The organism is Desulfofundulus thermosubterraneus DSM 16057 (genome assembly GCF_900142025.1).
GTDB lineage: Bacteria > Bacillota > Desulfotomaculia > Desulfotomaculales > Desulfovirgulaceae > Desulfofundulus > Desulfofundulus thermosubterraneus.
This window is the reverse complement of record NZ_FQZM01000044.1, coordinates 17631-29708: the sequence shown is the minus strand read 5'-3', so window position 1 is coordinate 29708 and position 12078 is coordinate 17631. Positions and strand designations below refer to the sequence as shown.

At 53.7% G+C, this 12078-nt stretch carries 10 protein-coding genes; 1 reads left to right on the top strand and 9 read right to left on the bottom strand.

Features of this window, described 5'->3' with window-relative positions; translation table 11 throughout:
• Positions 1 to 250, top strand: a 250-nt coding sequence (locus tag BUA65_RS14630) for an ATP-binding protein (protein WP_165613272.1), incomplete at its 5' end; no start/stop codon positions are given.
• A gap of 79 nt (positions 251 to 329) precedes the next feature.
• On the opposite strand, the gene BUA65_RS14625 is transcribed toward BUA65_RS14630, so the two are convergent.
• The 9 genes from BUA65_RS14625 to nuoE all read right to left on the bottom strand — a co-directional run bounded on the left by BUA65_RS14625 (position 330) and on the right by nuoE (position 11947).
• Complete coding sequence (locus tag BUA65_RS14625; RefSeq protein WP_072870781.1) at positions 330 to 1202, bottom strand: cache domain-containing protein; 873 nt, start codon at positions 1200 to 1202, stop codon at positions 330 to 332.
• A 244-nt stretch (positions 1203 to 1446) separates the two neighbouring features.
• On the bottom strand, positions 1447 to 2346 hold the full coding sequence (locus BUA65_RS14620) for a selenium metabolism-associated LysR family transcriptional regulator (protein ID WP_072870780.1): 900 nt from the start codon (positions 2344 to 2346) through the stop codon (positions 1447 to 1449).
• Positions 2347 to 2354: 8 nt separating this feature from the next.
• Positions 2355 to 2849, bottom strand: coding sequence for a universal stress protein (locus BUA65_RS14615; RefSeq protein WP_084062525.1), 495 nt, complete (start codon positions 2847 to 2849; stop codon positions 2355 to 2357).
• 17 nt (positions 2850 to 2866) lie between these two features.
• Positions 2867 to 3889, bottom strand: a complete 1023-nt coding sequence (locus BUA65_RS14610) for a YeiH family protein (protein ID WP_072870778.1) — start codon at positions 3887 to 3889, stop codon at positions 2867 to 2869.
• A gap of 274 nt (positions 3890 to 4163) precedes the next feature.
• On the bottom strand, positions 4164 to 5294 hold the full coding sequence (locus BUA65_RS14605) for a SpoIIE family protein phosphatase (protein ID WP_072870776.1): 1131 nt from the start codon (positions 5292 to 5294) through the stop codon (positions 4164 to 4166).
• 73 nt (positions 5295 to 5367) lie between these two features.
• Positions 5368 to 7095: a [Fe-Fe] hydrogenase large subunit C-terminal domain-containing protein gene (locus BUA65_RS14600; RefSeq protein WP_084062523.1), complete on the bottom strand. Its 1728-nt coding sequence runs from the start codon at positions 7093 to 7095 to the stop codon at positions 5368 to 5370.
• 412 nt (positions 7096 to 7507) lie between these two features.
• Positions 7508 to 9532, bottom strand: coding sequence for an NADH-dependent [FeFe] hydrogenase, group A6 (locus BUA65_RS14595; RefSeq protein WP_072870774.1), 2025 nt, complete (start codon positions 9530 to 9532; stop codon positions 7508 to 7510).
• Between the two features lie 29 nt (positions 9533 to 9561).
• Positions 9562 to 11442: an NADH-quinone oxidoreductase subunit NuoF gene (nuoF, locus tag BUA65_RS14590; protein ID WP_072870773.1), complete on the bottom strand. Its 1881-nt coding sequence runs from the start codon at positions 11440 to 11442 to the stop codon at positions 9562 to 9564.
• The gene (gene nuoE / locus BUA65_RS14585; protein WP_072870771.1) at positions 11435 to 11947 is read right to left on the bottom strand and encodes an NADH-quinone oxidoreductase subunit NuoE; all 513 of its coding nucleotides are present in this window, start codon (positions 11945 to 11947) and stop codon (positions 11435 to 11437) included. Before nuoE ends, nuoF begins: the two co-directional genes overlap by 8 nt.
• Positions 11948 to 12078 lie beyond the last annotated feature (131 nt).

Below are 12078 nucleotides of genomic sequence, written 5' to 3'. Positions count from 1 at the left end.
CTTATTCAACGTTGTAGCTCAAGCGTATGAACGACAAAGTATCATTGTTACTTCCAACTTACAGTTTGGTCAGTGGAACACCGTGCTGGGGGATAACCGCCTCACAGCGGCGCTCATCGACCGTTTGGTCCACCATGCCCATATCCTGGCCTTTGAAGGGGAGAGCTATCGTTTGCAGAAAGCGCTCTCAGCCATAGCTATTAACCAGTCGGAAGATAAAGATAATAGGATTACGACCACAGCGAACTGAAATCTCCCGATTCGAGGGAGAATAATTACCGAGCGTGATGGCAAACTCTGCATTTTTTGATTGCCGAATTCATCATTTTTTAATTGCCAAACACATCTTGCTGATTAACCTGGGAAGCAACAGTCTTAGCAAGGGGCAACTGCCCGTTGTTCTGGGCAAAGCCGGCCACTTTACCCAGCTCGTTGGCCAGGGCCTGCATTCCCTCCACCATCTGGTTAAAGGCCCGGGCCAGTTCACCAATCTCGTTGTTGCTGTGTACGGCCACAGGTTGCCCCGGGCTGCCCAGGGCCACCTGTCTTGTACCTGCAATGATCTCCTGCAGGGGATCGATAATGGTGCGCTGGGTAAAGACCCAGGCCCCCAGGCCTATTACCAGGGTCAATACCACTGCCACCAGACCCATAACTTTAAGTGAACCGTACAGTATGGTATCGTAAAAGGTTCTGGGTGCTCCCACGTAGAGCATACCAATTACCTCTCCGCTTTCGTCCGTGATCGGTTTGTATGCGGTCTGATACTTCCCGCCGACCACGTAGGCTTCACCGACATATTCCTGTTTGGCCCCGAGCACTTTTTGGACTACTTCTCTAGAAGCACGGGTACCAACGGCCCTGTTGCCCTGGTCATCCCGCACGGTGGTGGTCACGCGTACATCATTTAAAAAGATGGTACATGAGTCACCGGTCAACTTTTCCACGTAATCGACAATGGCGAAGTTATCGTTAATTTTAACTTCACTTTTATACAACACCCCGTCTTTAACCCTCCAGGGGCCGGGATACTGCAGATTGATCAGTGCTTCCACCGTGGCCAGGTCACTCATGGCCTTGGTTTCTGCGGCCATCAGGGCGGTAGCCCGGGTTTGAAAGAAAACCGCCAGCATGAAACCCGCGGTCATGATAATAATTGCCCCAACCACGAGTAAGGTAATTTGCTGTTTGAGGGAGTGCATGTGTGGTACCACCACCCCACCCGATGTTACGAAGAAGAAATAGAAGAAATAAAAAAGACGGCCCGCAACCACCTCCGTCTTAAATTCTACTTCATTTAAAGAAAATCCTCCAAATGCAATTAATTTTCATAATTGATACACTGAACAGAGGTTTATAACCCGTCTAATGGTATTCTGCCATTACTTCCTTGGCCTTCAAGTTTTTGCCGCCATCGGCAAAAAAGCCACCCTGGCTTGACTGAAACTAATACAGAAAAGCACCTTCTTCTATAAAAGAACCGAACTCTTTTACCACAGATGTGTGGGACCTGTTTTTTTTATAAATTAAATAAAAGTTTCGAAGCAAGGAAAATCCCTTAATCCTCACAGGTACAAGCGTACATAGTTTTAATTCCTTTTGAACCGCCCACATGGAAATGATACTGGCTCCAAAACCAGCTTCTACAGCCTTTTTTACTGCTTCGGTACTCCCCAGTTCCATGACAACGTTTAATGCAGACAATTCCACCCCCGCTTCCCTCAACCGCTCTTCGGTAACTTTCCTTGTACCCGACCCCTGTTCCCGCAACACCAGGGGGAGCGCAACGAATTCATCCAGCGAGATAGACTTTTTCCCAGCTAAAGGGTGCCCAGCCGGAAGTACCACCATCAACTCGTCCTGCAAAAAGGGGCTGGCAACCAGTTCCTGATCGTCTACATGACTCTCTACCAGTCCTAAATCCAGGATGTTTTTTGATACCCGTTTCGCAATTTGCTCTGTATTGGTTACCTGTAGAAACACTTTTACCTGTGGATACTGATTCTTAAAACGGCCAATTACCTGGGGAATTACATACTCACCCAGAGTAAAACTTGCTCCAATGGACAGTGTACCCCTCATACATCCTGTAAGGGCAGAGATATCTTTCTCTGCTTCATCTACCAGGGACAAGATCTTCTCTACATAATTATACAGGACACGGCCGGCCTCCGTTAGATTCACCTGGTGGGTGTTGCGCTCAAATAACCGTGTGCCGAAGTGATCTTCCAGGGATTTAATTTGCATACTGATGGCCGGCTGGGAAATAAACAGAACCTGTGCTGCCTTTGAAAAGCTCTTTTTATCAGCTACTATCTTGAAAATATACAACTGGTGAAAGTTCATGGCGATTGCTACCTACCCTTAACAACCAGAACGGGGATTTCTGATGCTTCAACCACTGCTTCTGCAACACTCCCCAATGCTATTCTTTTAATTCCCGTTAAGCCGGTATCCCCCACAACAATTAAGTCGGCCTCTTCTTTTTCAGCAGTATCTACAATCTGTTTAACAGGATTGCCCCTTAAAAGAAGCTGCTTAACATCTAAACAGTATGCCTTACCGTACCTCTGAACAAGCTCCAGGCCAGCCAGTCCATAACGGATCCTTTTACTCTTTTTTGCCAGGAATTCCCACTGATCTTCCGGAACAACGGCCTCTTCACCGTCGGAGTCTACAAACACAGCAGTTATTTTTGCACCGTGACACCTGGCTAAAGCTACGGCATATTTAGTTGCTTCAACAGCCGGAGCCGAACCATCCACCGCTAGAATAATCCTGTTAATGGAAATACTTGCTACTTCCAGTTGATATCCTCTTAAAAGTTGCTCTGCCAGCCCGCTAACCATCTTAACACCTCCAAAGCCTAAAAATGAACAATGCGAACAGCAGCAAATCCAGCAATCGAAATGACCAGGGATCCGAGCAAACCGACGAAAAATGATTTTAAGCCCATACGTTTAAACATTACAATATCAACGTTAAGTCCCATGCCCGCCATGGCCATAATCAAAAAAAGATTACTAATTTGCAGGATTAAAGAAGCAAGCTCATCTGGTATTAAACCAGTGGTTCTAAGGCAACTCATCCCGAGAAAACCCAGAAGAAACCAGGGAAATGATAGGTTACGCCACCCGCTAATTTGTTCTTTCTCCCCATTTTTCAAATTAAACCAGAGGCTTATTCCCAGGGTAACGGGAACCAGCAGGGCCACCCGGCCGAGTTTGGTTAAAAGGGCCATGTTAGCCGCAGAGCTTCCTACCGACTGGGTTGCAGCTATCACGTGTGCTATTTCATGTAAGGTTGCTCCTGCAAAAACGCCGTAAGAACTTGCATCCAGGCCCCAAAACGGCTGTAGTAAGACATATAAAACACTACCAATGGTCCCCAAAACGGCAACACTTGCCACTGATACAACTGTCTCATCCTGGCTGGCCTTAATCGTTGGCGTAACGGCAGCTACAGCAGCAGCTCCACAAACACCCGTTCCTACCGCTGTTAGTAAAGCCAACCGTTCCTCTACAGCAAATAATCGTCCCAGAAAACAAATAATAACAATGGCCGTCAAAATAACCGCAGCATCGAGAAGAATAATTTTGGGACCTGTAGCAACTATAGCATCGAGGTTGAGTCGAACACCCATCAAAACGATACCATAACGCAAAAGTCTCTTACTGGCGAAATTTATCCCTACATTAGCATGTTTATGGATCCCCATAACGCCTCGCCAGCAAATACCAATTAAAATTGCAATAACCATAGGTCCGGATACAGAAAAAAAAGGTAGTGTGGCAATATTATGAGCAAGAATCCCCACTACTATGGTTAAAATGAGCCCTTGAATGCCACCGTGAAAAAAAACTTTGCGCTGAAGAATTTCAACCCTCACTTACGGCCGTCTCCCCTTGTCGTTTTTTTTTAAAGTTTACCACTGGAAAGGGTAATAAGGGAAATACCGGTTAATAATAACCCTTATAAGGTAATATTTATAAGCAAAGGGGGTAAGAATGGCCATTCAGGTCCACTGAGTTAAATATCTCCCGTTAAAATCTAAGAGCACACATTCTTACGATGTGTGCTCCAGGAATAACCGATCTCCTGTGAAAATCCTCCAGCTTCTGTATCTTAAAATGACAATCCTGGCAAAGGTCATTTTCCACCTCTTAACGGTATTCCGCTGTGACTTCCTTCCCCTTTTTCCTGAGCAAACGGATTAATTGTTCGATGGTCCGGTGCTTGTAGGCGCAATCTCCGGCCGGATTGACGGCCAGCCCCACGATAAAATGGATCACGTCCGCCCAAAGCAGGGTGGCCGCCAGCCGGCTGGCGCCGTCCCGGGCCTTTTGCAAATCCTCCGGGGGCAACTCCTGGCGCAGGTGTTCCAGGGCGTAAAGCACGGTCAGGGTACCCTCGGTAACCAGGTCAATGCCGGCAATGAAGCCTACCGGTGGCACCCGGTCGCTGCGGGTGGAAAGGTCCACCTCTATTTTCCTGTCCAGAACGCGGGCCACAATGTTGGCCGTGGTACCCCCGCAGACCACCTTCACTCCGGGCGAGCGCACCAGTTTTTCCACCACCAGGGCATCGGCGGACCTGTCCATGGGGGGCCCGATCATTACCGTCACCTTACGGGGGGCGAGAGCTTTCACTACCACCACGCTGGTATCGTCACCCGGCCGGCCGGCATAAAGCTGGTGGCACCGCTGGATTAATTCCTTTGCCCAGGCTGTCGCGTCCAGGTTTTTGGCGGCCAGCTCCAAAAGAAAGGTGCGTACCCCGTCCCAGCCCCAGCCCCGGTTAAGGACGCCGCCAATACCCGCGTGCACCACCCCGTCGCTGATCAGCACCAGCCAGTCCCCTTCCTGGAAATCGAAAAAAGCTTCCGTAATTTCTTTGTCATTGATCACCCGCCGGATACGGCTGATTTCCCTCAACCGATCCCCGTGGCCCAGGAAGGCCCTGGGGTTGTCGTATTCCACCAGATAAGCCCGACCGGCGGCCATGACCTGCAGGATGGAGAAGGTGCTGTAGGCCAGCTTTCGCACCCTGCAGGTGGGCAGGGTCTGCACCAGGGTTTCAATGACTTCCTCGATTTCCCCGCCCATGCGCAGCATGGTGGCGGCAGTTTTGGTGGTCAGAGAAGAGAGGATGTTGGCCTTCACTCCGCTGCCCAGGCCGTCGGAGAGGACCACAATAGTAGAAGAGCGGGTTTTGACTACCTCGATGCTGTCGCCGCAGAGCTCTTCCCCAGCCTTATTTAGCTGAGCCCTCCCAATGTCAAGGGAAATTTTCATGAAAACTCGCCGCTGGAGTACCCCCGATTTTATTCGAGGGAAGAGAGCGGCTCACCCCCCTTATCTACAGCCACTACTCCTGCATCAGGCGAATTAACTGGCTGAGCAAAACCTTGGTCTCCGCCGTGGTTTCCCCCAGCAGGCCGGCAATTTCCTGGGCCACCTTCATTTGCTTGTTAATGACCTCCTGAGCCCGCTTGATGGTCTGGGCCTTCATTTGCCTTAACTCTTCCTGTTGGCGCTTCTCGTGGGTGATGTCCACCAGGATGCCCACCACAACCTCCCCCTTTTCCAGGGGAAAGATTACTTCCCGGATGATCCGGTCGTGTTCGTCATAGGTATGCAAAACGTTCAAGGGTTCCCCGGTAGCCAGCACCCGGCGGAAGTTGGTGGCATCGATCAGTTGATCCAGCTTCTGCCCGGTGATCTCTTTCCCCTGCCAGCCAAACATCTCCCGGGCCGCCGGGTTTGCCTCCAGGATCTCCAGGTGCCGATTCACAATAATACAGCCGTTAGGCATGGCATTGATCACCAGGTTGGACATGGATTCCGCCCGGCGCCGCATGTAGGGGATGCACATCTGCACCTCGGCCATCCCCCAGTACACCGCCGCAGCCTTTTCCCGGCAGGAGTTGTAGCCGCAGGCACCGCAGTTCAATTCGTCTTCGGGAGTGTACTTGCCCGTTTGCGCCAGTATTTGCTTGATGGCTTCCGCCGGCGGTTCGGGCCGGTAAATCTTGCGTTCCCGGTAGCGCCGCCGGAGCATGTTTAAGGGCAGGAGCCGACCCTCCTCCTCCCGTGTGAGGGAGGCGGCAGAAGATCTGGCCCGGAAATATTCAATGATCCTCTGGCGGCGCACGAAGATGTCCCCGGCAGTCTCCATAAGGGGGCCGGCAATACACCCGCCGCTGCAGGCCAGCAATTCCATAAAGGCCGGGGGGTGTTTGATTTCCCCCCGCTGCAGCTGGGAAAGGAAATCAATGCAGTTTACCAGCCCCGAGATGGCCACCACCCGGGTATCAAGCATGTCGGTGCTCAAAGACAGGGTGTGCAGCTCGCCGCCTTCCACCGGGAAAAGGATGGCCCTTTGGGGGTGGGGAGGATCAAAATCCCCCGGAACAAACTGGCCGGGGGAAAGTCCCTCCGCTTCAAGCCACCGCCAGAGTTCGTCAAATCCTAGCACTTCATCAACGGCATCGGGAAATTGCCTGGCTTCATCTTTTTTGGCGATACAGGGCCCGATGAAGACCACCCGGCTTTGCGGGTAGGCTTGCTTGATCCACCGCCCGTGGGCGACCATGGGGGACACCAGGGGAACAAGCATGGGAATTAACTCCGGGTAGTATTTTTCCACCAGGTTCACTACTACCGGGCAGGCAGTGGAAATGTACGATCTGTCTTTGGGCAATTGCTTTTGCGCCCGGCAGACCAGTTCGGCCCCCCAGGAAGTTTGCTGTACCAGGGCAAACCCCAGGGCTTTGAGCAGGGCGGGCAGGGCCAGAGCATGGTCGGTGGGCAGCACGGCCGCAAAGGAAGGGGCTACGCTGGCGACAACCGGACCTCCGCAGGCAAGCAACTCCTTCACCCGCTCCAGGCGCGAAGTAACCTTTTTTGCTCCCTGGGGGCAGGTTAAAACACACCGGCCACAGAGGACACACAGGTCTTCTACAATGCGGGCACGCAGCTTGTCGTTTTCCGCTTCGATACGAATGGCTTTCACCGGGCAGGAACGGATGCAGCGGTAACAATCCCGGCAGCGGTCGGCCACGGTGGTGATGGGAAAGGATACCTGTTCACCCACTAAAAGTGCCCCCTCGAAAATAGTTCGGCTTATATGACCTGGGTGACAATGTATTGCTCACAGCGTAAATACTCAGAAAAACCGTTATGACAAGGATGCGGCGCTGTCCGGAGCGAACGACTTGCGAAGCGCCGATAACAGCACCCGGCGAACCCAGCACTCACCGGCAAAGATGCTCATTCCAAGGCAAATGCAAAAGGCAGTAGAAAATTTGGCCTTCGCAGTATGGCTTATTCAGTGAGTGCTGGGCGGCCCGAAGCGAGCCGCGGTGCTGTCGGCGCGAAGCACCGGAGTGAGCGGGGACAGCGCCGCAGCCAAACAGGGCTTACTGAATATTTACCCCCACAGCTTATGAACATTTCTACGATAAAGGACGGGGTTCCTGCCCCGTCCCTTGTCGCACCGCCTTTCCTTAAACCACCCAGGGCGGCTCGGCCTTGATGGCAATCTTTGTCTTGAAAACCTCTTCAGCATTCTCTAGGGTTACGTTGGTAATGATTTCATCGTTGACTTTAATGCTTACTCCCCGGTCGCAGTGCTCCAGGCAGAAGGTTCCCTTCAGCTGCACGTAATCGGCGATGCCCATCTGCCGCGCCAGAGTCATGAACTTATTTAAAATGTCATAGGAACCTTTGAGGTAACAATTGGTACCCACGCAAACCGCTACCTCCACCGGGCGCTCGTCCCGGCGGCCGCTCACTTCTACGGGCTTGCCGCTGATGCGCCGCCGCGGGTAGTAGCGGGTATGCAGGGCCTGATGGGTATTGGCGTTGGCCGGGCCGCCAAACCACCGTTCCAGGGCTCTGGTGACAAAAATGTTGTCCTGGGGCCTGTGCAGCTGTTCCGCCCGGTCCAGGGCGTAAAGGCCCTTCATGCGCCCTAGCCGTGAAGCGGTATTGTTGGGGTAAGGCTGACCGCCGCCGCCAAGGCAGCCGCCGGGACAGGCCATTACTTCCACGGCATGGTAGAAGGCTTCCCCCGACTTGATGCGGTTGATGAGCTTCTCCGCATTGGCCAGGCCGTTTACCACTGCCAGCTTGAGGGTTTGCCCGCCGATCTCTAGTTCGGCTTCCTTAATTCCCTGGATACCCCGCACCGGGTAAAAGTCCACCCGGCCCACATCACCGGGGGACTGCTGGGCCGCAGCAAAGCGCACCACCGATTCCATTACCCCGCCCGAGGCACCGTAAATGACCGCCGCGCCGGAACCCATCCCCAGGGGATTGTCAAACATTTCCGGCTCCAGCTCGTTAAAAACGATACCCGCTTCCTTGATCATCTGGGCCAGCTCCATGGTAGTGAGGACGAAATCCACATCGGGGACGCCCCCGGTGGTAAATTCGGGCCGTCTGGCTTCAAACTTTTTAGCCGTACAGGGCATTACCGACACGCAGACCACTTCCGCCGGATTCTTACCAATCTCCCGGGCGTAATATTTCTTCACCAGGGAACCGAACATCTGCTGGGGCGACCGGCAGGTGGACAGGTTTTCCAGGAGGTCGGCGTGGAACTGCTCGGCATATTTCACCCAGGCCGGGCAGCAGGAGGTAAACAGGGGCAGCCTGCCGCCCTTTTCCAGCCGGCCCAGCAGCTCCATCCCTTCCTCGATGGTGGTCATATCGGCAGTAAACAGGGTGTCAAACACGCGGTCAAAACCTATTTTCCGCAGGGCGCTCACCATTTGCCCGGTGGCCTTTTCCCCGGGCAGGAGGCCGAATTCCTCGCCGATGGCCACCCTTACCGCCGGAGCCACCTGCACCACCACCACTTTATCCGGATCGTGGATGGCTTCCCAAACCTTACCTACTTCCGACTTGACCGTAAGGGCGCCGGTAGGACATACAGCCACACATTGACCGCAGTTAACACAGGCTACTTCCTGCAGGGGTTTGCCAAAGGCGGTGGTTACCTGGGTTTTGGAACCCCGGAAGGCAAAGTCCCAGATCCCCAGCCCCTGGACCTCCTTGCACATGCGCACGCAGTCGCCGCAGAGGATGCACTTGTTGGGGTTCTTTACCAGGGCCGGGGAAGTATCATCCACCGGCATCTTCTTATCCCGCTGCCCGAAGCGCACCTCCGTAACCCCCATCTGGCGGGCCAGTTGCTGCAGTTTGCAGCTACCGCTGCGCTCGCAGCTGGTGCATTCCCGATCGTGGTTGGCCAGGAGCAATTCGATAATCATGCGGCGCAGCCGGCGGGTGCGAGGGGTATTGGTGTGAATAACCATCCCGTCGGCTGGAGGTGTGGAACAGGAAGCCACCAGCCCCCGGCCCTCCACTTCCACCATGCACATGCGGCAGGCCCCGTAAACGCTCAATTCCGAGTGGTAGCAAAAGGTAGGCAGTTTGATACCGGCCCGGCGCACTACTTCCAGGATATTCCTGGCATCATTTATTTCCACCACATGACCATCTACGGTAACTTTCCCTGTAGACATACCCGTTGGCACTTCCTTTCCTCTTGATATCAGGCGGTGTAAACAGCGCCGAACTTGCATTTCTCCATGCAGGTGCCGCACTTGATGCACTTAACCTGGTCGATGTTATGGGGCTGTTTCTTCTCGCCACTGATGGCTTCCACCGGACAGCTCCTGGCACACAAACCGCAGCCCCTGCATTTTTCCTGGTCAATAAAGTAACTGAGCAGTGCCTTGCAGACTCCTGCCGGACACTTTTTCTCCCGCACATGGGCTTCGTATTCATCACGGAAGTAGCGCAGGGTGGTGAGCACGGGGTTGGGAGCAGTCTTGCCCAGGCCGCACAGGGCACCGTCTTTGACCACCAGCGCCAGCTCTTCCAGCAGGAGCAGGTCTTCCTCCGTAGCCTTACCCTGGGTTATTTTGGTCAAGAGCTCCAGCATCCGCCTGGTCCCTTCCCGGCAGGGAACACATTTGCCGCAGGACTCATTTTGCACGAAGGTCATGAAGAACTTGGCCACTTCCACCATACAACTGTCCTGGCCGATGACCACCATGCCGCCGGAACCGATCATTGCCCCCACCTTTTGCAGGGAGTCAAAATCCAGGGGCAGGTCCAGGTGCTCTTCAGTCAGGCAGCCTCCGGAGGGCCCGCCGATCTGTACCGCTTTAAATTCTTTACCGTCCCGCAACCCACCGCCGATGTTAAAAACTACTTCCCGCAGGGTAATGCCCATGGGCACTTCCACCAGACCGGTATGGGCCACCTGACCGGCCAGGGCAAAGGTTTTGGTACCGGGGCTGGTGGGAGTGCCGTACTGCTTGAACCAACCTGCTCCCCGGGTGATAATGGGAGCCACGTTGGCCAGGGTTTCCACGTTATTGATAATGGTCGGGCAGCCCCAGAGGCCGCTCTGGGCCGGAAAGGGAGGACGGGGACGGGGCATGCCGCGCTGACCTTCAATGGAGGCAATCAAAGCCGTTTCCTCGCCGCAGACAAAGGCGCCGGCACCCTCTTTAATGTGGATGCGAAAAGCGAATCCGCTGCCCAGGATGTTATCGCCCAAAAAGCCAAGAGCTTCGGCATCAGCCACGGCCTTTTTCAACCGTTTTACCGCCAGTGGGTATTCGGCCCGGACGTAAATGTACCCTTCGTCCGCACCGATAGCGTAACCGGCAATCATCATCCCTTCCAGCACCCGGTGGGGAGCACCTTCCATCACGCTGCGGTCCATAAAGGCTCCCGGGTCCCCTTCATCGCCGTTACAAATGACATATTTTTTGTCCCCCACGGCAGACCGGGCAAAGGCCCACTTCCGGCCGGTGGGAAAACCGGCCCCGCCACGGCCGCGTAAACCCGAATCCATTATTTCCTTAATTACGTCCTCGGGAGTCATCTCAAAAAGGACTTTTTCCAGGGCCTGATAACCGCCGTGGGCCAGGTAATCATTGATATCCTCCGGGTTAACCAGACCGCACAATTCCAGGGCCACCCGCACCTGATTCTGGTAAAAGGGAATATCCTCCTCCCGGGCCACCACCTGGCCGGTAACCGGATGATGGTAGAGCAACCTTTCCACCGGCCGGTTGTGCACAATGTGTTCTTCAATGATCTCTGGAACGTCCTCTTTTTTGACCTTTAAATAGAGCACTCCTTCCGGCTCAAAACGCACCAGGGGACCCATCTGGCAAAACCCGTGACAGCCGCTGATATTTAAAGCAGTCCCGGCATTATCCTCCTCATGCACCAGCTCTACTTTATAAGATAAACCCCTTTTAGCCAGTTCCTCCCGGAAGGCTTCGTACACCCCCAGGGAGCCGTTGGCCACACAACCAGTACCGGCACAGATTAAAATGCGCAACTTTTCCTTTTGCAGCGCCTCCCTGGCCCGCTCTGTGAGCGCCTTCAAATCCTGCCTTGATTTAAGCATGGGCTTCCCTCCGTTCTTCCTGGCTTTCCCCCGCTTTTATAGCCCGCAACACCCTTAAAACATCTTCAGTCGTCATCTGTCCATGCACTTCCCGGTCGTTAATGGTTACCACCGGGGCCAGCCCGCAGGCCCCCAGGCAGGATACCGTTTCCACCGTAAACTGCAGGTCATCGGTTGTCTGCTGGCCTTCCGCAAGTCCCAGTTCCTTGCGCAGGGCAAAATGGATCGGTTCCGAACCCCGCACGTGGCATGCCGTGCCGTCACAAACCCGGATGACATATTTGCCCTTGGGAACCAGGGAAAACTGGGCGTAGAAGGTGGCCACCCCGTAGACCACCGCCGGCGGAATATTTAAAGCCGTGGCAATATAGGTCAGTACTTCTTCGGGCAGGTAACGGTATTCTTGCTGCACTTCCTGCAGGATGGCAATCAAATGCGACACCTTACCCTCGTGACGGGCGATAATTTCCTGCAACTTTTCAAACTTTCTGCCCGTTCCCTCCATACAAACCCCTCCAAGTCTTCGAAAGTTTTAGACTATACCGATTCAAATTTTAATGATTTTTCCGCATACTACAATGAAAGCTAAATAAACAACATAAAACACATAAAACTCTTTAAAAAAGAAAAAAACCC